Origin of the sequence: Flagellimonas marina, from assembly GCF_042651185.1 — a bacterium.
In the GTDB taxonomy this organism is placed as follows: domain Bacteria; phylum Bacteroidota; class Bacteroidia; order Flavobacteriales; family Flavobacteriaceae; genus Flagellimonas; species Flagellimonas marina.
Genome location: NZ_JBHSCL010000009.1, coordinates 1 through 22,787, shown reverse-complemented (window position 1 = coordinate 22,787; position 22,787 = coordinate 1). Strand labels below are relative to the sequence as shown.

The window sequence follows — 22,787 nt, the reverse complement described above, 5'->3', positions numbered from 1 at the left end:
GCGCTGGGCCGATTTAAGTTTTTTTGGCTAAACTCAAACAAAATTGAAACGAAAAATAAAAAATATGGGAAGGGTAACAATCTTTGTTAGAATATTTTTAATAATTTTCGAAACTGACCTTCATAATGTTATGAAAATCATATTCTTTTGTAAGAAATATTAATGACCATGGCTAAAAAGAAATCTACTGTAGAACGAAGAATGGCGATCATGACAGAACTTGAGCAAAGAGGGAAAGTCAATGTAAGCGATCTAAGCAAAAATTATGATGTAAGTGAAGTCACCATCCGAAATGATTTGGGCCAGTTAGAGAAGAAGAATATTTTAATCAGGGCCAGGGGAGGTGCAATAAAGGTGGACCCCGTAGGTATTGATTACCATATTTCGGAGAAAAATAAAATCAATATCAAGGCAAAAAAAGCCATAGGACATAGGGCCGCCAGCTTTGTCAATGAAGGCGATACCATAATGGTAGATTCTGGAACCACGGTCATGGAGCTTGTTAAGAACCTGAACGAAAGAATGGATTTAACGGTGATAACCAATGCTTTGAATATTGCCAACCAACTGGTAAAGAATAACAATATCAATGTTATCATACCGGGTGGATTTTTAAGAAAAAAGTCTTTTTCATTGATTGGGACGCCAGCTGAGAAAAGCCTGAGATATTATTTTTGTGACAAATTGTTTTTAGGCGTAGATGGGTTGGACATCGACTATGGTCTTTCAACTCCCAACATAGAAGAAGCCCATTTTAACAGCGCAATGATAGAGATGTCCAATCAGGTTTTTGTTCTGGCAGATTCTAGTAAGATTTTCAAGAGAAGCCTAGCCTTTATTTGTGACATATCCAAAATTGATGTTTTGGTTACAGATAGTGGCATAACCAAAGACCAAGTAGCAGCGCTCGAAAATGCAGGTATTGAAGTTGTGGTCTGTTAATTTCTTTGCCAATATTTTCCAAATGAGCCATTAATAATCCCCAACTTTTCTTAGGGTTTGGTTTTGATAAAAGTCATTCCCCGGTGATTTTATGTTTCAAAGCCAACCTATTTTATATAATAGAATAACCTTGTTCTTTTTCACACCAAAGAATTTCTATGCAAGAATTGACCAATAAAACCATTAAAAGGAAAACCAGTTTGCCTATCAGGGTGGTTCAGTTTGGCGAAGGTAATTTTTTACGTGCCTTTGTTGACTGGATGATTGATGAACTCAATCAGAACGCTGATCTTGATTATGGGGTTGCCGTAGTACAGCCCATTGAACAAGGAATGGTGGAAATGATGCAAAAACAAGATGGGTTGTATCACCTTATGATGAAAGGAACCTTGAATGGCAAGGTGGTCAATGAGAAAAAAATCATTTCCTGTATTGAACAGCTGGTAAATCCATTTAAGGATTTGGATGCCTTTTTTGCGTTGGCAATTACAGAAAAGTTAGAACTGATCATTTCAAATACCACAGAAGCGGGAATAGAATTTGATCAAGACGATAAGCCAGCAAAAAACAGTCTGGCCAAAACATTTCCCGGGAAACTGACCCAGTTCTTCTATAAGAGATTTGAACACTTTCAAGGCGACCAGTCCAAGGGTGTTGGAATAATCCCCTGTGAGCTTATTGACCGAAACGGAGATCAATTGAAAGCAGCAATATTGAACTATTGCAGGTTATGGAGCCTTCCTGCAGCATTTGGGAAATGGATACAGAACGCCAATCATTTTGGGAACACTTTGGTGGATAGGATTGTCCCAGGACTTCCTAGCGATTCCATTCATGAAGTACAAAGGGAACTCGGTTATAAGGATAATTTTGTCGTGGTTTCCGAGGCCTATCATTTATGGGTCATTGAAGCATCGAAGGAATTGCAGGAATTGTTCCCGGCGGATAATTACGGATTAAACGTAAAATATGTTGGGGATCAAACCCCTTACCGTCTACAAAAAGTAAGAATCCTAAACGGTTCCCACACCTGTATGGTGGCTATAGGGCTACTGAACGGTTTACAAACCATACGGGAAACGATACAAGATGAAAAGGTAGGTTCATACATAAAGGAGATGATGTTCGAGGAAATAATACCCACCATTGACTTACCCAAAGAAGAAGTGGAACAATTTGCCAATGATGTCATTGAGCGGTTTGAAAACCCTTTTATTAGACATGAATTGGCCGATATTTCCTTAAACTCAATATCCAAGTTCAAAGTTAGGGTCCTCCCTAGCATAGAAGATTATATCGCCTCGAACAATGAGGCCCCTGTCAAACTTTGTACTGCATTTGCTACCCTGATTCAGTTATATACCTCCAGCTTAAATGGAGAGATCATCGGCTTAAGGGATAGTGATGAGGTCATAGCCTTTTTCACATCCTTGGTCAATACAGGTTGTGATGTAGAAACCATGGTGAAGAAAGTACTTTCCAACAAGGCGTTTTGGGGCAAGGATGTTTCCCAAAATAATTTGATCGTATCCCAAGTGATTTTAGCTTTGGAAAGAATAAAAAATGGTCATACCATCTAATCTACATTGGAAGGTACACCCATGCTTCCATTTTACACAGCTCTGATATAATCTGTTAATCTGCTGTACATCACATAAACCAAAATACAAATTACAATGAATCCCAATAAACCAATCACATTTTGAAAACTGGAGTTCTTGTATTTGCCCATAACGGCCTTATTGTTTATGATCATTAGTAGGCCGATGGCGATCAATGGAACGGACAGCATGGAAGAAGCTTGAGCCAAAATCAGCGAATACACCGGGTCACCCATAAAATTGGCCACATAAATGGCAACGAACATGCCAACAAGAAGAATCAATATGGTAAATAGCTTTGGTATTTTTTCGTTCATGGATTTGCCCAAACCAAGACCATCGGACAAAAGACCACCTCCAATCACCGCATTCACCACTAAGGATGAAAAGGCAGCGGAAATAAAGCCCAGAGCGAATATATATTTTGCGTAACTTCCAAGAATGGCTTCCAACTGAATGGCCATATCTGCTGCTGAATTTACAGAAATACCCAAGGGTTGTAAAGTCGCCGCAGCTGTTATGATTACCAGAATGGATATGGTGGCCAAAAGAAAAACGCCTAGATTGGTATCCCGGATTCCCTTGGCTTTATCCTTTAATTTCCATCCTTTGCTTTGCACCAAATAGGATTGGTACAAGGCTCCATTGAGTGAAAAAGTTGTTCCAACCAATGCTATAAGGGCGTTGAAACTTTCCATGGGAAATCTATTTGGCACAAAACCTGATGCCACGGAAGTTAAATCGGGCTTGATAAAAAAAAGATTGATGACAAAGGCGGCAATCATCAATATCACCATGGCCATCATCATTTTTTCCAAAGCTTTGTATAGATTTTTGCTGAAAAAAATCAAGAGTATGGCCAATGGTGTGAATATGAATAACCAATACCCATCTTCAATTCCCGTTAGGGTTTCCATGCCCATGCCAGCTCCAAGATTATTGCCAAATTGGAAGCTCAAAGCAGCTAAAAAAGAGCTTATCCCAATGACCACGGAAAACCACCTTCCATATTTTTCGGCAATGAGACCCAAAATGGATTGTTTGTGCAATACCCCAAATCGGGTGCTCATATTGGTATACCCAATCATAAAAATGGCAGCTATGAGAACAACCCAAAGGAAGCTATAGCCCATTGTGGCTCCTATTTTAGAAGAAATTGCAATGCTCCCGGGTCCTAAGACAACTGCGGCCATAATAAAACCGGGGCCAACCATTTTTATAAATTCTTTTATTTGTTTGACCATTGTATTGTTTTTTTAAAGTGATATCCCTCTTTTCCACGGGATAAAATCATTTTGGTTTAGTTGCACCGCTTTTGGCACACGCTTTCCGCTGGCTACTTGGATGATGTATTCCAAAATTTCTTCTCCTTTTGTTTCTATGGAATCTTCACCACTAATGATTGTGCCTGCATTGAGGTCAATGATGTCCTTCATTTTTTCAGCTAGGCTGGTATTGCTAGAAACCTTGATCACAGGAGCAATTGGATTGCCCGTTGGAGTTCCTAATCCTGTCGTAAAAACAATGATATTGGCACCAGAACCAGCCAACGCTGTAGTGCTTTCAACGTCATTTCCCGGGGTGCAAAGGAGGTTTAACCCCCGTTTGGTCACGGGTTCCGTATAATCCAACACGTCAGTTACCGGAGAGGTGCCACCTTTTTTTGCTGCACCTGCAGATTTCATTGCATCGGTGACCAGACCATCTTTTATGTTTCCGGGAGATGGGTTTTTCTCGAAACTTGAACCAACATTTAAAGCTTTTTCTGAGTAGGTCTGAATAAGTGAGGTAAATCTCTCGGCGCTTTTGTTTGACACACATCGGTTTATGAGGTCTTGTTCAACGCCGTGTAATTCTGGAAATTCTGCTAAAATTGGACTCCCGCCCAAAGCGGCCAATATATCGGAAGCGTAACCCAATGCAGGATTGGCGGATATTCCCGAAAAACCATCAGACCCACCGCACTCCAACCCTAAGATTAATTTACTCAAGGGAGCGGGTTTCCGTTCTATTGTATTGGCTTCGACCAACCCCAAAAACGTTTTCTTGACCGATTCCGAAATAAAAGATTCCACACTCTTACTTTGTTGTTGCTCCAAAATATAGATGGGTTTGGAGAACAAGGGGTCTCTTTTACTGATAGCCTCCCGTATCATGGATATTTGGGCATTTTGGCATCCCAAACTTAATATGGTGGCTCCAGCTACATTGGGATTTGTGATATAACCCGCAAGTAAATTGCACAGGGCTTCGGCATCTTCCCGGGTTCCCCCACAGCCCCCTTCATGTTTTAAAAATTTAATACCGTCAACGTTTGGGAACACCCTATTCTCAATCATTTCTTCGGCATCCAGCATGATGGGTTTTTCCAACAATTCTTGAATGGAGTTTCCAGCCTTGTAGCTGTCAACAAGGGTCTTTGTGTTTATGAAGAAATCCCGTTTGGGGAGGTAACCCAGAGGTTCCAGTATGGCTTCTTTTATGATATCCAGGTTGTTGTTTTCACAAAATGTAAGTGGCACTACCACCCAATAATTGCTGGTCCCCACTTTCCCATCTGCACGATGGTACCCCATAAATGTCCTATTTTTCCATTTATCAATATTAGGGGGATTCCATACAAATGTGGACTGCTTGGGTTTAAAGTCTCCAGCTGCATGACCAATATTGTCCACTGTAATAGCTGATCCTTTGGATATGGGTTGATTGGCGACTCCTACCAAAACACCATACATGATGATTTCATCCCCAGTTTTAAGATCATGGAGTGCAAACTTGTGCTTGGACTTTATGTCATTTTTGACTTCAACCGTGATGAGGTTGATGTGCAGGACACTAAACTTTTTAATATCCCGTAGCGCTACGGCAATATTGTCTTTTGGGTGAATTTGCAAACAGTTTTGATTCATTTCTTTGTTTTTTTGATAATCAGGTCAATGCATTTTTGCCTTATCAAAAACCACTTTGCCACCAACTACGGTTTTAATAATGTCCAACTTTCCCTGATCTAGGGTAAAATAAACAAGGTCGGCCCGCTTACCGACCGCAATCACGCCGCGATCTTCCAAATCCAAGGCCTTTGCTGGATTCTTTGTGACCGTGTGAACAGCTTGTTCCAGCGAACATCCGGTATATTTCATTACGTTCTCAATCCCTCGGGTAACTAAAAAAGAAGCCCCGGCCAACACATTTTCCGAAGGCATCATGATGGCTCCTTCCTCGGTTAGAACAACTTCTTGGTCAAAGTCTTTGTATCGTCCGGGGGGCATTCCGGCCCATCGTGTGATATCAGAGACCAAAATGATGTTTTCGGCCCCTTTTGCTTTATAAAATGTTCGTACTTCTCCTTTTGTTAAATGGTGTCCGTCCGCAATAATACAGGTCATTAGGCCATCATTGGACAGTTGCGGCCAAATAGGGTTATGGTGCCTGTGGATGGTATTGGCACAACCGTTGCCCAAATGTGTTGAGAGCGAAGCTCCCAGCGCAACAGCCTCATTGATTTGTGAAGCATTGGCATTGGTATGTCCCAAGGCTACCTTGATGTTGTTCTCCCTACATTTCTTGATAAATTCTGCGGAGCCCTCCCATTCTGGGGCTATAGTAACTTCCTTGATTCTTTTGCCCGATGCATCGTGCCATGCTTTAAATTCCTCCCAATCCGGTTTGCGAATGTGGACCGGATTGTGAGCGCCCCTAAATCCATCCAAGGGGGAAATATAAGGGCCTTCCATGTGAAACCCCGGAAGGGATTGTGCCAATTCCCCATTCTTGAGGATTTCATTGAGAATCCCAAAGTTTCGTAATAAGACTTGGTTTGACTCTGTGGTCAAAGTAGGATAAAAGGTGGTGATTCCTTTTTCCCAAAAGGCTTTGGTGATTTTTTCCACTTGGGCCTCGTTCAAATCCTTCCCAACAAAGGCGTGTGATAAATATCCATTGACTTGGTGGTCTATAAATCCGGGGGCAACATATACTACATTTTCGGAGCTTGTGCTTTTGGTTGGTTTTCTTACAAGCTTGTTTATTTTCCCATTTTTGATTTCAATTTTGATTGGGTTTCCATCAGAATATAATACTGTGTCCATTTTAGAATTATCTGAGTGGATACCCGTATTCTGATGTGATTTTGCTGATACAGCAATGAGTAAACAAACGATGGTTATGCTATGTGCTATTAATTTGAACATTTTACTTTAGATAAAATCGATAATTGCCAAATAGGTGGTCACCAATCCAAATATCAGTACCAATCCAATGCCAACATTCATTAAGTTACTTGCAGTATGCTTTCCCATTATTGACTTTTTATTGATTAGAATGAGTATGGGTAGTGTCACTGCAGGTAGGATACAAGCTTGAAAGGCCTGTGAAAAAACCAGCAGTGCAGGGGGTCGCATTTCCATAAATTGTGCCCCAAAACTTAACAGCAATCCCAATCCACCCAAAACCCTGAACAAGGGGGATTTAATATTTCTGGGTTTACCGGCATAATCGCTAATCAGCCAGGGTGCGATCAATATAATGGGAAATATGGTTGAAATGGCGGCACTTGTAATTCCAAAAATCAATATAAATGACGCCAGTTTTCCGCCAATGGGCTCAAATAAGGAGATAAGATCTAAGGTGGTTTCAAGTTCTTTTCCTGATGCACGGAGAGTTCCCGCAGCCACGGCCATGATACAACCACTTAAGATCAACATCATGAAGGCCGAGACAAAAGCATCCCGTTTTTCAGTTTTTAGGTTTTTTATGGTCCATTTTTTCTCACTTACCACAATACTTCTTACAATAAATACGGCCGCCGAGCATGTGGTACCGACCATGGCGGCAATCAACTCAAAAGAACCTGGCTTTTGGGGAATGGAAGGAATCAACCCTTTCCCGATCTCTGGTAAATTGGGTTTTACCATAAAGAAAACAATGATGAAACTTAACCCCATCAATAGAACGATGGTCGTTAACAGTTTCTCAAACATTTCATATTTTCCATAATACAGCAGCACAAAGAGCGCCAAAACAGTGATTGCGGTTACCGAGGCGGTACTGATAACAAATGTTCCATCAATCAAACGGGCGCCTTCTTGCAAGAGCTCTGTTGCAATACCCATAATGCCCATTAAGGCAAAAACCTCCCCTACAATCAAGGCAGCCATAATATAAAGTGCCAGTGATTTGCCGTACTTAATGTTGTTTTTGATATTGAACAGGGCTGTTTTACCGGACACAATGGTGACTTGTCCGTAAGCGACCATGAGGATATAGGTGAAGATGCACGAAAGCACCAAGGCCCACAAAAGAGACATCCCGTTTCCGGCTCCTGCCTTGGCCATGGTAGTGACGCTTCCCGTACCAATGTTGTACCCAATCAAAAACAGGCCTGGCCCAATTAGGCCTAAAAAGGTGATGATTTTTCTTTTTATGGACATCTATGAAATCGTATTAATTAAGCAAAGCAGAGGATTCTTGATCCAAAAACAAATAGGTGGAACCATGCTTTTGAAGTATCGATGCTGGAACTTCCGGGGTTATGGAACCATTGACCACTTTGCTGACCGCCAGACTTTTTCGTTTATCGGGCACGCTGCAAATGATGTGCTCGGATTGCATAATTCTGTGTACCGACATGGAGATTGCCTTGGTCGGGACTTCATCCAAACTATTAAACCATCCTTCTCCCATTTGCTGCTTTCTACACTCCTCATCCAAAGTTACCTCCAAGTAAGATGCTTTGGTGTAAAAATCTGCAGGGGGGTCATTGAATGCCAAGTGCGCATTTTCCCCAATTCCCACAAATGCCACATCAATGGGGTGTTCCAAAATGAGATTGTGGAGCCTTTCACATTCTTTGGCCGTATTCCCTTCACCGTTTACATAATGAAAAGCCAAGGGCTCTACTATGCTGGTAAATCGGTCTTTGAGGTATTTTCTAAATGAGGCCGGGTGGGTTTCGGGGAGGCCAATATATTCATCCAAATGAAAGCATGTAACAACTGACCAATCAATATTTTCCTTGACCAAGGCTTCTAGCATTTCAAACTGGGAAGCTCCTGTTGCCACAATGATATTTGCCTTTCCTTTTGCGGATATTGCTTTTTGGATTAAAAGTACGCCTTGCTTTGCAGCTTTCTTCCCTAGCGTTGTTTTGTTTGCTGAAATTAGTATTTCCATTTATTTCGTTTGTAACAAATATCTTATTTAAATTTTGTATTTCATTATTTTTTTGCATTTAAAACCTTATTATATCTTACTTTTATGTTTTGTAAGTAACAAAAGAGAATAGATGAAAAGCAGAAATTGTCACCATGCATTGTTAGGTTTTTGTCTCACCGTTCTGTCATGGGGGTGTGAAAGGGCACAGATAAAAGATGAAATTGTACTGACCGAAACGGAGGGGATTGCCCGGCCATTGGAATATGTTGTGATAAAAAGTTCCGACCGGCATCAAAAGACTTTGGTTTTAAAAGACAAGGATACTGATGAGATGATCCGGGGCATAAAATTGGCACAGGAAGATTCAAACCAAGACAGCACCTCCTACATTTTTCCCGTGTCCATTAGTGCTCATCAAAAAAGGACTTTTCTAGTTTTGAATTCTTATTCGGAGCAAAATCAGGAAGAGGATACATTGAAGATAACTGGCGAGCACCCGGCCATAACCGTGGAAAATGGTTTTTTTATAGCAGATTTCAATACCAATCCTCAAAAAATCGAGAGAGGGCTTTACCCAGGACAGTTATCTGGAATCTTTATAAAAAAAAGAGATATCCTACTTAAAAGGGAACTCAATAATATGCATTGGGCCCCTAACTTTCAAAAAGAATCAGAGGATTACAAAACCATTGGCCATGCCAACGTGGATGACGCCAAAGTTAGTCAGAATAACGCTTTCTTCTTTGAAATGGTCAAAAAGGGAAAAGTAAAGGGCTATGAAGAAATCGATTTATCGGAGAAATACGAGTTTTATGCGGGCTTGCCCTATTTTCTTTACGAGTCTACCATGAGTTTTAATAAAGATGCAAATCTGTTTTTTCTAAGAAACAATGAAATGACCATGGATAAACTTTTTACGCATTTGGTGTATTCAGACTCTTTGGGAAAAACTAAGGAAATGCTTCTATATGATGATGTAAAAATCGACTCTTTGACAAAAGCTCCGTTAACGGATGATGTGAAATGGGTTGGGTTTATCAATAAACCGAAAGGTTATGGTTTGGTAAGTTTACAACTGGACTATGAAAACACGCATATAAATGGTGGAGAGCCTCCTCTATATAAGCCTCATATGAAAATCACCAAAGCTGGGGAGGAGGGGAGATATTGGAACCGAAGGCTTGTTCATGACCACAATACCATAATTACCAAGGGCAGTCGGTACCATGAGAAAAATGCTTATTTAGTTTTGGATAGTTTAGATAATTTAAATAAACAGATTAATTATTTTTTTAAGACCATAAATAATCCTATTTCCATTTATTATTCCGGTGAATAGAAATGTAATGACCATAGGGAAGAAAATTGACAACCAAAATGTAGCCATAGACCGCACTGTTACATTTCTTGTTCTGACAAAACAAGATTTCAAAATATACATCTTGGATTTTATACGGGGATACGACTTTTATACAGCATTGGTGAAAACCTTTAATATTTATGATGATTAACTTTTAAAACCAAAAAGGTATGGTAACACTGGAGACTTGGGATTTGGTACTAATATTCGGATTTTTTTCAATAACGCTAAGCATAGGACTATATGTGTCCAAAAGCTCTGGAAAGAGCAGTGCGGAGTACTTTCTTTCTGGAAGGTCAATGCCTTGGTGGTTGCTTGGTATTTCCATGGTGGCCACCACTTTTTCAACTGACACACCGAATCTGGTCACCGATATTGTGCGAACCAACGGTGTATCCGGAAATTGGGTTTGGTGGGCCTTTTTGTTGACTGGACTCCTAACAGTGTTTATTTATGCACGACTCTGGCGAAAATCTAATGTCAATACTGATTTGGAATTTTATGAACTTCGCTATGGAGGAAAGGCGGCACGATTTTTAAGGGGGTTCAGGGCTTTGTATCTCGGGGTGGTTTTTAATGTAATCACCATGTCCGCGGTGACTCTGGCAGCAATAAAGATTGGAAGTATCATGTTAGGGCTTGAACCTTGGCAGACTGTTATCAGTGCAGGTCTCATTACGGTGGTCTTTAGCGCTATGGGTGGGTTCAAAGGGGTTGTGTACACAGATTTCATCTTGTTCTTTGTTGCAATGGGAGGTGCTATTGGAGCCGCCTATTATTTGATCAACATCCCGGAAGTTGGTGGTTTGGAAACGTTACTTTCTCATGAAATAGTCCAGGAAAAACTAAGCATATTGCCTGACTCAACGGATACCGATACCTTAATAACACTTTTTATTATCCCTTTGGCCGTACAATGGTGGAGTTCATGGTATCCTGGATCGGAACCTGGGGGAGGAGGATACATTGCCCAGCGGATGCTCTCGGCCAAAAATGAAAAACATGCGATAGGAGCCACTTTATTTTTCAACATAATGCACTATGCACTTCGTCCATGGCCTTGGATATTGGTGGCTTTAGCTTCTTTGGTGGTGTTTCCTGACCTAGAGAGCCTCAAACAGGCCTTTCCAATCGTTGAAGACGACAAACTGGGGCATGATTTGGCATACTCTGCTATGCTTACAAAACTTCCGACCGGGTTGTTGGGATTGGTCTTGGCTTCCCTAATCGCAGCGTATATGTCAACCATTTCCACGCAGCTTAACTGGGGGTCTTCCTATATCGTGTATGACTTTTACAAGGCACGTGTCAATCCAAAGGCTTCGGAAAAGTCTTTGGTGACGGTGGGAAGGATTTGCACTGTGGGTTTAATGGTTTTGAGTGCGGCTTTGGCCCTATTGCTGCAAAATGCACTTCAACTTTTTGAGATTTTACTGGTTTTTGGTGCGGGCACTGGATTGATATTCATACTTCGATGGTTTTGGTGGCGTATCAATGCATGGAGCGAGATTGCTGCCATGTTGGCTTCGGGCCTAATTACAATAACACTTAAACTTACGCCAATTGGAACTTATTTGTTCGGGATTGATTCTGGAGTTTTATCACCTTGGATGGAATATCCTTTTGTGGTATTCTCAACCTCTTTGATTTGGCTTGGGGTAACGTTTATGACCCATCCAGAATCTTCGGAAACATTGATTGGGTTTTGTGATAAAATCAATCCGGGAGGTCCAGGATGGAAAAAGGTAATGGGAGGGATGGCACAGAACACAGAAGACCATCTTGAGAATGAGAAGAAATGGGGTGTGCCGGACGGCATCTATGCAATGATAACGGGTTGCTTTATGATTTATGCATTGATGTTGGCAACGGGTTATTGGATTTATGGTCAATACTTTAGGGCAACAATTTCCACCCTAATCGCATTGTTGGCAATGTTTGTATTGATCTGGCTTTGGAAAAGAATCCAAGATGATATCTTATAATTTTAATTGTTGAATTTGCGTAACTGAAAAATACTATGAAAAATCATATTGATCGCCCAATAACACTTGGTGAGTTCATAATTGAAAATCAAAAGGATTTTGAATATGCACAAGGCGAGCTTACTGCATTGTTAAGTTCCCTTAGACTAGCTGGAAAAATGGTAAATCAGGCCATCAACAGGGCAGGGTTGTCGAATATCATCGGTAAGACAGGGAATGAAAACGTGCAAGGTGAACATCAGGCGAAACTTGATGTCATGGCTAATGAGGTATTTATTAATACCCTAAGAAATAGGGGTGTTGTTTGTGGAATAGTATCTGAGGAGGAAGAAGATTTTATTTCTTTTGAGAATGAAATTAATGACAGCTCCAAATATGTGGTCCTCATGGACCCCCTTGATGGCTCTTCCAATATCGATGCGAACATTACCGTTGGAACTATTTTCAGTATCTATAGACGGGTCTCTAAACCGGGTACGCCGGTGAAACGTAAAGATTTCTTGCAAGCGGGAACGAAACAAGTAGCAGCGGGGTATCTCACCTATGGGTCTTCTACAATTCTGGTTTATACCACGGGTAGCGGAGTAAATGGATTTACCTTTGACCCAGGTATTGGTTCGTTTTTTTTATCGCATAAAGATATAAAGTTCCCTAATTCAGAATACATCTACTCAATAAATGAGGGAAATTATGGACAATTCCCAAAGGGCATTAAGAAATTTATCAAGTGGGCGCAGAGAATGGAGAAAAATGGACCCCGCCCATTGACCGCTAGATATACCGGATCATTGGTGGCCGATATCCACCGTAACATGATTTTTGGAGGAATTTATTTGTATCCCCAGGGGACATCTGCACCAAATGGAAAGTTACGGCTGTTATACGAGGCAAATCCAATAGCATTTTTAACAGAGCAGGCAGGGGGCAAAGCCAGTGATGGAATCAATAGGATTATGGAGATTGTTCCCGAGGATATCCATCAGCGGGTACCTTTTTTGTGTGGTACAAAAAGCTTGGTGGAATTGGTCGAGAAGTTTATTAAAGAGGTATGACCAATGAGCTGAATTTGAGCAATTCAATAATTGAGTAAATTGAGTTGAAAACCTGATTTTCGTAATTTGAACTACACGGCAACTGAAGTTAACTCCTAGGTTAACCCTCTACAATAAAATAAAAGCTTTGGCAAGATATTGAAACCTGACCCTAAGTTGTTTTTAAGGATTCTAGAAAATCGCGCCTGAAACTGGGTGAAATGGATGGTTGAGATCACTATAAACTGAAGATTGGAGCCACCCGGTATTTGGCTCTTGTGGTTTGAAAGCCACATTTGTGCTAGTTTCGAGGTGCTCAATTCTAGCCGACAAGTGTTGTATACTATGTCCGGCGTTTCCAATTTTTTCTTGGACTATTGATTGGATTTGGGTAAAGTCGAGCCGATTTATGTACCTAATTGTGGGGCCTTCCCGACTGGGTGTCTTGGACGGCTATTTCTTGGATTCGCACTATCTCTTAATTCGAGTGGGTAGTACTAGGAATAGTTATCCAACCTTACTTATTTTTGATTGTTGTGTTCTCCAAAGACCTCCCCAATTCCTATGCCGCACCCAGGGTCGAGAAACTGAACTCTGCCTCAACGCCGACGGTTTTATGTTGATGTTATCGATGATGTCGAATGTCCTGAACCTGTTCTCATGCACCACTGAATGGCTCATGAAGACCATGGGCCCAAATTTGTTGGGGCCATCGGGAAGCAAAACTGTTTGATCCGCTTCTTGCCCCATTCATTCCCCTGCTTGGTCTGGCCCCTAAAAAGTTCCAGTGGTTCGTAGATTACCTCCCTGTTCTTGGATAGAGGGGCAATGGCACCTAATTATTCGAAGAGATTAGTTTTTCATAAGCTCGTTGGTAGTGAGGTGATTCTAGATTGTTTCTTTTTGATTCAGCCAAAACATGGCCCAAGAGAGCATCTAATTCTGATTTTCTCTTACTTTCGATGTCCAATTGTGTAGAGGTTTTTCCCTCTGGGGGAAATCTCTCTAGAATCATCAAATGCTCTGCCATATCTTTGTGGACCAAGTTTATGTTTTTGATTCTTGCCAATGCCAGCAGTTCATTCATTAACCCTCTCAAAAATGAGAGTTTGCTTTCATCAGTTCTTAGCGTACCGATATCGCAAGAAAAATAACTTGTGGCCACAGCCAACGGGGAGATAAACAAAAATTTCTTCCAAATTACTTCAGAGATTGAGTTGGAAAGTGTTGCCTTAATGCCAGCATCTATGAACAAGTCAAGTATCCATCCATACCGTGAAATATTTGAATTGTCCCCAAAGAATAATGTTGCAGGCCCTCCCTTATGTTTAATGTGTCCTGGGGCTGCAATGTTGGATATGATATAAGCGCATCCCTGTAAATGCACCGTATTTTTTGGTAGCAATCCCTTGATTCTTTCAGCTTGGTCCAAAATATTCTGGATGGTTATGACCGCTCCTCCCTTCTTTACGTTTTGTCCGTAAGAACCAACTGCTTGGGCCATGCTATAGGATTTGACACAGACCAATAAAATATCCAAATCTCCTATTTCTACAGAATCCTCACTTACAAGAAACGGTTTGGTATTAAAATTTCCATCGACACTTTCCACCATCAAACCTGTTTCTTGTATTTTTTCTTTGGTTTCATTCCTTGCAATAAAGATGACATCCACCTTTTCGTTTTCATAGTAGTGTTTTGCCAATTTTCCGCCAAAGAAACCCCCGGTGCCTCCTAAACCTAAGATGCCTATTCTAATTCGTCCATTGGTTTTTTCCATAATCATTTCATTTTATCATAATGCTTGTTGTTCAACCTTCAATTATTTTATTGACGATACTTGTTACATGTATTTGTGTCGTGTCAAATAGTTCAATGTCATGAAATTCCTCTTGCCTCATAATGAAGGGTAATTCCGTGCCTCCTATGATGATGCCATCAATTTTTTCTTTGTGCTTAAGTTCTTCCATGATTTCTCGAAATTTTTCTTTGGTATCGGGCACAATGTGATTAAAAATTATTTCGGACAAGTATTTCTCATGTACGAAGTCTTGGGCTTTGGAGTGTGGGGTTACGATTTCAATACCATGTTTTTTACCGGCCATTTGATAAAAACCTGCATTCATTGTTGATTTTGTGCCCAGCAGACCAACCCTTTTGATATTGGCATTTGAAATAAACTTACAGGTTTCTTCAGCGATATCAATGATGGGAATCTCTATAATTTGTGCCAATCTTTCTGAAACCACGTGTGGTGTATTGGATGCCAGAGCTACGTATTCTGCCCCGGCACTCTTTAAAATTTCCAGATGTGATTTAAGGTACTTTGTCAGTTCTTCCAGATTCCCAGAATTGGCCATCCCCAACATTCTTATCAAGTCGATGCTACGTAAGGTCAACTCGGGATAGCTGTCCATACCTTGCTTTTCCTGAAACACCTTTATGATTGACCTGTAATACGCTATAGTGGATTCAGGACCAATACCTCCAATGATTCCAATATGCCTCATAGCTATCAATTCTTTGATTGCCTGTAGGCTATTGCCGATATCTCCACATTGGCATTTTTGGGCAGTCTTGCAATTTGAACGGCTTCTCTTGCTGGTGCGGTAGACACATCAAAATAAGAGCCGTAGATATGGTCCACTTTGGTAAAATCATCCATATTTTTTAGAAATATGGATGCCTTTGCGATATTGTTGAATGTCATTCCAGCTTCCGATAGGATTCCTTGCAGATTTTCCATGACCTGTTTGGTCTCTTCATGAATATCATCCTGCACCATATCCCCATTTTTGGGGTCGATTGCAATTTGACCGGATATAAATAACATGTCCCCCACTAGGACCGCCTGATTGTATGCCCCGATAGGCGAGGGGCTATTATTGGTTGTGATTATTTTTTTCATATGTCTTATTTTAAGAATTAGATAAAATTGAGTCTGTTATATCAAGCGAGCGTCTCTACCTTGAACTTGGTTCCATTTTTGATCGTGTTGATGGATAGACAGCCTTTCTCCGCAATGGCCAAGACTTTTTTAAACAGCGCCTTATCACTGCATTCCTCATAGCTAACCAAAAGTTTCACTTCGGTAAAACGCTTTGGTAAATCAGTGCTCTTCACCGCAATTATTTGCACCCTTAAGCCTTTAATCTCCAATCCCCTTGATTCCGCTGCTGCAAAAAAAGTACTGCAATAGCACCCACCGATTCCGGTCAACAGATATTGGCCACCCATTAAGCCGGTACCTCCACCTCCTTGTTCTTTTGGACGATCGACTATAATTTCCAAAACTGAGTTGTTAAGTTTCATGCCGGTGGAGGACTGTTGCTCCAATGTAATTTCAATAGTTTCCATAAAGTTCATAGTAAATTAAAAACATTCTTTTCGGTATGTTTTATGGTAAAAAAAATCATTTTAATTGCGCTATGAAAGCTGAAACGCCTTGGGTATACTCCTCCAGGATGGTATCGTCGTCATATACCTTTCTAATGCCCCTGACTCCCTCAAAAGAAGTAACTAAATGTACAGCCGCCGCCGAAGGGTTTACATCGGCTCTCACTTCACCATTTTTTTTCCCTTGCTCCAATAGGTTTACAATGACCTTTATCCATGAATCAATCAACTTTCTGAATATTGCCCTAAAAGCTTGTTCTGAGCATCCCAGCTCGTTGATCAAGTTGTTTGCCGGACATCCCAATTTCTTTTCTTCCTCTGTAAAATTCATTATTCTGACAGTAAAAACATCCTTTAGGGTTTGAAGAACATTCGTGCCTTGTGCTTCCTCCAAGGGACGTATCATCCCATCATAGATCCTTTTTGTTACAATCTGATTTATTACTTGCTTTCCTATATCATTTTTTCCGGTGAAATGATGGTAAAAAGCCCCTTTGGTCAACTTGGTTTCAGCCATTATCTCTGGAATACTCGTGTTATGGTAGCCCTTTTCATAGAATAGGTCGAAGGCTCCTTCAATAATTCGCTTTTGGGTTTCTTCCGATTTTAATTTCTGATTCATATGGCAAATATACATAAAACATTCAATAGAGTATGTTTTTGAGGAGAAAAAAATAATTGGTTTTACAGTATTTTCAGAATGGCCATGGTTTGAATCAATATGTGCCAATACTAGTCAAAAAGCAGTTTGATAACACCATTTTCAGGTAATCCATACCAATTATTGGAAAGGAGGATAAATTCATCTTTTAGTTTTTCTATATCTTTCAAATTCATTTTAGGCACTTTAATATCACTATAATTTTGGGCTTCCCACATGACCAAATCCCTATACTCTTTACAGCTCACAACATCGGCTCCCAACGACTGTAGATTTCTGGCCATTATTTCTGATAGCCAAACTTCTGGATCTAGCTTTTGAATTATTTCCTTATTGGATAGTTCCTCGAAAGAAAATCCTGAGTTGATATTCCCATAGAAGCCATTTTTTATCCCGAATCCTTTCTCCACAACATAATGGGCAAGGTCATGATATGGAATTTTGGAACCAATCTCCGTTATTATGAAGCTGCCATCATTTCTTATGCACTTTAATGAATTTCTCTTGTGTCCTTTGGTAATGTGTATTTCCATATCAGATACTATAAACAGTAATAGGCATAACCATTGTTAGTATTTCAATCCAAAAAAACTTTTAAATTTAAGTTCCGGATACTTTTTAGAACCTATATGGGCATCTGAACTAATTTACGTCATCATTGCGCCTGTATGTTCAATTATTTTATCAGCTTACCATCTTTTTATTCTATGACATAATTTTTGTGCCTTATCTATAGAAACCTAACTCCTCCATATTAGAAATGTCCGAATCAGTAACTTCGACTTTTATTATTTGTCCCGTACTGCAATTACAAGATTCACAAGAAACATCAGGATATGAATCAGTTTCGAAATCTAACTTTTGAACACTAATATTCTTAGCTTCTAGGTATGCTGTTAGTACTTTTTTTGTTTCTTCATGGGAATCATTTTCTCCAGTGTTCCATGGGTCAGCACATTTGGATTGGTTCCAAAAAAATTGGACAGACTCGTTTTCACTTCCGTTGGAATCACCCTTCTGGCAACCAACAATCCATAGGTAAATAAGTCCTATCAATAGTACTTTTTGAGTGTTTTTCATATTTGTATGGAATAAAACCTTATCATAACCCCGTCATGGAAAGCTCTGTGGCTTAGTTTAAACGGGATTAAAAGCTACTTGATCTATAAATTGAACTTTGTTTTAATTTCTAACCACCGTCATCTGTGGTCCTAATGATTCATTTTTTCAACAAGATATCGGGATTTAAACATTTAGTGGTCAACTCGCCTAATCGAACTCAAAAAACAACTAAAATGTACGGTAACCGTTGATCTTCCAACCTTCATTATTGATGTTTAAGACCATCCAACCCCGAAAAAGTGTCATATCCTTAAAACTTTCATGGTGGTTATCAGCTTGCCTATAATAATCTACCCAAATCGTATATGCTTCAAAACTGTCAAAGTCGTCAGCATTATCCACAGTTTGTGATGGATAATGGTCTGCTATCCTTATTGCTGTGATTTCATTGAGCAACTGGTTCCTCATCTGCTGCCACATCTTTTCAAATTTTGATTCCGGACAGTATTCATATTTTATATATCGCTCGTCAAAATAATCGGTTGCGACCATATCACTGTAACAGGCTTCCCATTGGTTGCGATACCCCTTCTTAATCAACGTAAAAAAATAGTTCAAGAAAGCTACTGGTCCCTCATTTGTAGATGGGCTTTGAAGGATTTGATCCTCTGTAAGTTCTTCTCCCTCAAAAGTTATTGTTTCGTTTCGCAAATCCACAAAGCACTCTTCATCGCCAGCTTGTGCCACTAGAGGGATCAATTCAAGACCCTCAACCTGCTTTTCTGAAATGGTCAACATTCTGGGCTCATTGACGATTTTCCCTATAAAGCGGAAACGATCTATCGTCTTTGGATTTACTTCGGACTTATACCTGAAGAAAGCATCATAAAACTTGTTCATTAAATCACTGTTCATTTGGATGTAGTTCATCCCAAATCGTGCATCGCCTACAATAAAATATCCCTTACCTATATCGGTAATACTGTTGGAGTAGGTAAGCCATCTCGTTTCAATACAATACTCGCCCTCCTCTTCAAACTGATCTGTACTTACCGGACCGGCCGAAAATGTACCATCCAAATTTGCTTTGAATTTCTTCCAATTTTCTTTGGAACGTAGCATACATTCGTTCCTGATTTTTAGTTGAATGCTGCGGTAGGTCAGGTCTACCTCCTCCATTGATAATCTTTTGGGCGTAAGAATTGCGGTACATTTTTCATAATCCTTTAGTAATTCTTTGGATATTATGTTTGGGTAATGTTCCTTGAAGTACGCAATCCGGTCTTTCTCCAATAAAAGATTCTTCATCTCCAGTTCATAATTGAAACTTTTTCCCCTTCCCCTATCAAGAAGGATAAGGTTCATCCTTTTGGTTACTTTGGAATACCAGGACCCCCATGCAGTATCGAATCCGTCTTTTTCAAAATTTTTAGGGCCGTTTTTTCCAATGGTTGTACTATTATCTCTTTTATATACCCTATCATCAAACAATGGAGCTGAAACTAGATATTGCCTACCGTCCATAGTAGCTTCGATTTGGCAATGGTGCTTACTATCAACGCCATGCTCTTGCCAGTAGGCTGTTTCATTGAAAAGCGTAGGTGCGGTTTCAATCTTTCCCTTTGGATTTTTGAATTCATCGATAGGCTTGCCATCGATTTGTTTTATAAGTCCTCCAAGGGGAAGCTCAGTATCGCGGAAGTTACTGCTATGTTCTATACTTTCGATACGTAAACCGAAAATCCGTCCCTGTTTGTATATCACCCTTGAGTGTATACCTGTTTTTAACGTATGCATCTTACAACTATTTTTTCATATGGCTACTTACCTTATTGTTAAGCTCGTTCCATTGTTTTTCAATTTTTTCAACAAGATCCAGATCACTGGCATTTAATAAGCCCTGAAGTTTATGTACCTCCATATTCAAAAGTTGCTGTACTTCTTTTTTATGTTCTTTTTCTCCATGTTCATTTACTTGCTCAATATCCCTATACCAAGTGTTGACCGAATTTTGGACATATTCTTTCAGCTTTTTTTCAATGTTGAGGTGTTTAAAGTTTTTTAATACCTCATCAAAGCTGTCCGTTCCCAAAATGATATCAAGATTTTCGGGAGAAATCATCCCCAGAAATATCCCTTCGTGGGACCTTATAAAGGCACGGTTGGTTTTATGAAATTGTTCCAAGTGCTTTTTGACCTGCTCCCTACATCTTTTAAAAAGTTCTTCGCCATCACTTTGTAAAGCTTTCGATTTAAACTTTTTAATCTGTTTTTCAAGATGCTTGTTTTGGTCTTCAAAAAAGTCGACCGTTTTTTCCAGGCTCAGTTCCTCCAAATACTCTTCAACATCGGCCTTGGTATGTGCATACATGATGCTGAGATCCCCATTTTTCTTCATTGCCTCCTTGAAAATGGGTACTATTTCATCAATAGGTTTCTCTGTGCTCTTTATGATTTCGTAGGCCTTCTCTGCTACCTTTGTGATTGGGTTACTGTCTATCAGAAAGGAAAAACCCTTTTTTACCAATTTAGAAATCAGTTTGTCCCCATCTTGAAGCTCTTTTCGAAGTTTTTCCAACGATTTTTCCAATAGGGCTTCGGTTTTGTATAATTGAGCCGTTGCCTTTTTGTTATGGCTAACTCCTTTTTCAGTAGTCTTGTTCCACTTTGTGGCCAAATCTACCTGAAGTTTTGACAGCTTTACACTATTTTCGATGATGGTTCCGTGTAGCCTGGCATAGATTGGGTAGTTTGTGCAAATGCTGTTATTGTATTTGCATTCCACGGCGAAAAATGTCCGCATCGCTTCAATGGTAATTTCTAGCCCCGTGTCGTTTAACAATACATTGGTATTTTTCTGGTATTCCCGCTCGTCCGGTCTGGAACCCAGCAGTGCCCGCATCTTGGATTCCGCTTTTTTAGGGGTAAGACTGCTGCTATCCTCATCAAATTGCTCATAGATATTCTTTAAAAAACCCTCTCTTTCCTTAAAGTAAGAATCAAGTATTTTAGTGATTTTGGATAAAGGGGTTTCACCTTCTGAAATACCAAGTTCTTTACAGTCCAACCGAATGGTATCTGTAAGTAGCGCAAGGATTTCTGTTTTTCTATTATTGAACATTGCTATTTGCGTTATTGGGTTTTTGACAATATTCCTTTATGGTTGTATTTGCCTTACTGTCCAACTGCCATTTTCAAACTCATACATTTTTCTCTCGTGGATTCTGTTTTTCTTAAATTCCATAAGCTCTATGCGTATAGGTTGGATTGAAAATCCACCCCAATGGTTTGGCCTGTTGATTTTTGTGCCTTCAGAAGCCATTTCCAAAACCTTTGTCTCAAGAACTGTCAAATTTTCAATGGCTTCTCCTTGTTTACTGATTGAAGAAACAGCTTGGGATATCCTACTACGTTCGCCAAAGTATATAACGGCCAGTTCATCCCGTATTCCGGTGGATAGTCCCTGTATTCTTATTTGCCGTTCAGAGTGTGGCCACCAGAACGTTAGGGCGACTTTATCCTGCTTTTTCATTTCCAACGCTTTGCGCGAGTTCAATGGGCCTGTAATGATAAAACAATCGTCAATCAATGCTTTGAGTGACACAAACCGTGCGTTTGGGAAACCATCCAAACCAATGGTGGACAAACAAACTGCGGATGGAACTCCCGATGTGGATAGCGTTTTTTCATCATCAAACCATTTTTTGAAAATTTCTATAGGTGTCATATAATTCTTAGTTTGGGTAAAAAACTTAGCCATAATTATGGTCGCATCCCTATTGAACAGTATTTATTTACTATTGGTCCTTTCCAAGATGAGTGATGAAAAGGATTTTATACCAACTTTTATGCACGCTTCATCAACTGCGAAATTTGGAGCATGGTTCATTGCATCTATCCCCTTTTCGAGATTTGAACCGCCCAATAGAAAATATACCCCAGGTGTTTTTTGTTGGAAGTAAATGAAGTCATCATTGAAATAAGGGATTTGGCCATGATCTGTCAAAACCGCTTCATCACCATAAATGGTATTGATGGTCTTTATGGCGCTATCGGTTAATTTCTCATCGTTCAATACAGTTGGATTCCCTTGAATATACGACGTAGAAATAAACTCACTTTTAAATTCTGAACGGGTTATTATTTGCTCAATTTCTAGTGGAATAGTGGATAAATTGGATCTATCGGTTTCATACAGATTGGCTTTTATCTGAAGTTGATCATTGACTTCTTCAATAATACAATTTTCATCCATGAAAAGATAATCCCCAAAAGCAGTATTCGGGTCATTCAATCCGGAATTGGCATCAAAAGCCCTATGTATTTCCCAAGGATTTGCTCCATCTTTTTTTCGCAGCATTTCATTTCTAATACGATTGTACAAAACTTTTGCATCGTCTTTAGAAAACCTATCACTAAATGTAATCTGTATTCTTTTTTGATATGCAAATATTTCATTGGGTTTGACCATTATTTGACCAACCGGCAGTGCAGTTACGTGCAATGCATATATTTCATCAATGTTCAATTCAGAAAACAACTTGCTTTCAACCATATTTTGAGCACCAACAAAAGTCTCTTCTTCAGGCTGAAAAA

The 22,787-nt window shown here is 39.8% G+C and carries 23 protein-coding genes; 6 read left to right on the top strand and 17 right to left on the bottom strand.

Annotated features, from left to right (window positions below; genetic code table 11):
* Window positions 1-168: 168 nt before the first annotated feature.
* Both agaR and ACFOWS_RS13995 read left to right on the top strand, forming a co-directional pair.
* The gene (gene agaR, locus ACFOWS_RS14000; RefSeq protein WP_379765697.1) at window positions 169-942 is read left to right on the top strand and encodes a transcriptional repressor AgaR; all 774 of its coding nucleotides are present in this window, start codon (window positions 169-171) and stop codon (window positions 940-942) included.
* A gap of 158 nt (window positions 943-1,100) precedes the next feature.
* Window positions 1,101-2,522, top strand: coding sequence for a tagaturonate reductase (locus tag ACFOWS_RS13995; RefSeq protein ID WP_379765694.1), 1,422 nt, complete (start codon window positions 1,101-1,103; stop codon window positions 2,520-2,522).
* A gap of 32 nt (window positions 2,523-2,554) precedes the next feature.
* Here the strand turns inward: ACFOWS_RS13995 and ACFOWS_RS13990 are convergent, their stop codons facing one another.
* From ACFOWS_RS13990 to ACFOWS_RS13970, 5 genes are all read right to left on the bottom strand, one after another.
* Window positions 2,555-3,787 (bottom strand): Nramp family divalent metal transporter, encoded by a 1,233-nt coding sequence (locus ACFOWS_RS13990; RefSeq protein ID WP_379765691.1) that lies wholly within the window; start codon window positions 3,785-3,787, stop codon window positions 2,555-2,557.
* 12 nt (window positions 3,788-3,799) lie between these two features.
* On the bottom strand, window positions 3,800-5,452 hold the full coding sequence (locus ACFOWS_RS13985) for a UxaA family hydrolase (protein WP_379765688.1): 1,653 nt from the start codon (window positions 5,450-5,452) through the stop codon (window positions 3,800-3,802).
* A gap of 24 nt (window positions 5,453-5,476) precedes the next feature.
* Window positions 5,477-6,631 (bottom strand): N-acetylglucosamine-6-phosphate deacetylase, encoded by a 1,155-nt coding sequence (gene nagA, locus ACFOWS_RS13980; RefSeq protein ID WP_379765685.1) that lies wholly within the window; start codon window positions 6,629-6,631, stop codon window positions 5,477-5,479.
* A gap of 108 nt (window positions 6,632-6,739) precedes the next feature.
* Entirely contained in the window at window positions 6,740-7,972 is a 1,233-nt protein-coding gene (locus ACFOWS_RS13975; protein ID WP_379765682.1) for an Nramp family divalent metal transporter, read from the bottom strand.
* A 13-nt stretch (window positions 7,973-7,985) separates the two neighbouring features.
* Window positions 7,986-8,714, bottom strand: a complete 729-nt coding sequence (locus tag ACFOWS_RS13970; protein WP_379765679.1) for a glucosamine-6-phosphate deaminase — start codon at window positions 8,712-8,714, stop codon at window positions 7,986-7,988.
* A 112-nt stretch (window positions 8,715-8,826) separates the two neighbouring features.
* On the opposite strand from ACFOWS_RS13970, the gene ACFOWS_RS13965 reads away from it, so the two are divergent.
* The 4 genes from ACFOWS_RS13965 to fbp are packed head-to-tail and all read left to right on the top strand — an operon-like array spanning window position 8,827 to window position 13,093.
* Window positions 8,827-10,035: a hypothetical protein gene (locus ACFOWS_RS13965; RefSeq protein ID WP_379765676.1), complete on the top strand. Its 1,209-nt coding sequence runs from the start codon at window positions 8,827-8,829 to the stop codon at window positions 10,033-10,035.
* Window positions 10,036-10,042: 7 nt separating this feature from the next.
* The gene (locus ACFOWS_RS13960; RefSeq protein ID WP_379765674.1) at window positions 10,043-10,207 is read left to right on the top strand and encodes a hypothetical protein; all 165 of its coding nucleotides are present in this window, start codon (window positions 10,043-10,045) and stop codon (window positions 10,205-10,207) included.
* A gap of 19 nt (window positions 10,208-10,226) precedes the next feature.
* Entirely contained in the window at window positions 10,227-12,041 is a 1,815-nt protein-coding gene (locus ACFOWS_RS13955) for a sodium:solute symporter family protein (protein WP_379765671.1), read from the top strand.
* A 35-nt stretch (window positions 12,042-12,076) separates the two neighbouring features.
* Window positions 12,077-13,093, top strand: a complete 1,017-nt coding sequence (fbp, locus tag ACFOWS_RS13950; protein WP_379765668.1) for a class 1 fructose-bisphosphatase — start codon at window positions 12,077-12,079, stop codon at window positions 13,091-13,093.
* 486 nt (window positions 13,094-13,579) lie between these two features.
* On the opposite strand, the gene ACFOWS_RS13945 is transcribed toward fbp, so the two are convergent.
* The 12 genes from ACFOWS_RS13945 to ACFOWS_RS13890 all read right to left on the bottom strand — a co-directional run.
* Entirely contained in the window at window positions 13,580-13,822 is a 243-nt protein-coding gene (locus tag ACFOWS_RS13945; RefSeq protein WP_379765665.1) for a hypothetical protein, read from the bottom strand.
* A gap of 85 nt (window positions 13,823-13,907) precedes the next feature.
* Window positions 13,908-14,852 carry a ketopantoate reductase family protein gene (locus ACFOWS_RS13940; RefSeq protein ID WP_379765662.1) on the bottom strand — a complete coding sequence of 315 codons (945 nt, stop codon included), beginning with the start codon at window positions 14,850-14,852 and terminating at the stop codon, window positions 13,908-13,910.
* A 31-nt stretch (window positions 14,853-14,883) separates the two neighbouring features.
* Window positions 14,884-15,582 carry an aspartate/glutamate racemase family protein gene (locus ACFOWS_RS13935; RefSeq protein WP_379765659.1) on the bottom strand — a complete coding sequence of 233 codons (699 nt, stop codon included), beginning with the start codon at window positions 15,580-15,582 and terminating at the stop codon, window positions 14,884-14,886.
* A gap of 5 nt (window positions 15,583-15,587) precedes the next feature.
* Window positions 15,588-15,980 carry a RidA family protein gene (locus ACFOWS_RS13930; protein ID WP_379765655.1) on the bottom strand — a complete coding sequence of 131 codons (393 nt, stop codon included), beginning with the start codon at window positions 15,978-15,980 and terminating at the stop codon, window positions 15,588-15,590.
* Between the two features lie 41 nt (window positions 15,981-16,021).
* Window positions 16,022-16,429 (bottom strand): OsmC family protein, encoded by a 408-nt coding sequence (locus ACFOWS_RS13925; RefSeq protein WP_379765652.1) that lies wholly within the window; start codon window positions 16,427-16,429, stop codon window positions 16,022-16,024.
* Between the two features lie 55 nt (window positions 16,430-16,484).
* A complete protein-coding gene (locus ACFOWS_RS13920) occupies window positions 16,485-17,090 on the bottom strand; it encodes a TetR/AcrR family transcriptional regulator (protein WP_379765649.1) in 606 nt (201 codons plus the stop codon).
* A gap of 110 nt (window positions 17,091-17,200) precedes the next feature.
* Window positions 17,201-17,662 (bottom strand): hypothetical protein, encoded by a 462-nt coding sequence (locus tag ACFOWS_RS13915; RefSeq protein ID WP_379765646.1) that lies wholly within the window; start codon window positions 17,660-17,662, stop codon window positions 17,201-17,203.
* Between the two features lie 193 nt (window positions 17,663-17,855).
* Window positions 17,856-18,209 (bottom strand): hypothetical protein, encoded by a 354-nt coding sequence (locus tag ACFOWS_RS13910; RefSeq protein ID WP_379765643.1) that lies wholly within the window; start codon window positions 18,207-18,209, stop codon window positions 17,856-17,858.
* A 210-nt stretch (window positions 18,210-18,419) separates the two neighbouring features.
* Window positions 18,420-19,988 (bottom strand): hypothetical protein, encoded by a 1,569-nt coding sequence (locus ACFOWS_RS13905; protein WP_379765640.1) that lies wholly within the window; start codon window positions 19,986-19,988, stop codon window positions 18,420-18,422.
* A 7-nt stretch (window positions 19,989-19,995) separates the two neighbouring features.
* Window positions 19,996-21,312, bottom strand: a complete 1,317-nt coding sequence (locus tag ACFOWS_RS13900) for a hypothetical protein (RefSeq protein WP_379765637.1) — start codon at window positions 21,310-21,312, stop codon at window positions 19,996-19,998.
* Window positions 21,313-21,348: 36 nt separating this feature from the next.
* A complete protein-coding gene (locus tag ACFOWS_RS13895) occupies window positions 21,349-21,951 on the bottom strand; it encodes a pyridoxine/pyridoxamine 5'-phosphate oxidase (protein ID WP_379765634.1) in 603 nt (200 codons plus the stop codon).
* A 30-nt stretch (window positions 21,952-21,981) separates the two neighbouring features.
* Window positions 21,982-22,787: M20/M25/M40 family metallo-hydrolase (locus tag ACFOWS_RS13890; RefSeq protein ID WP_379765631.1), on the bottom strand; the 806-nt coding region annotated here is incomplete at its 5' end.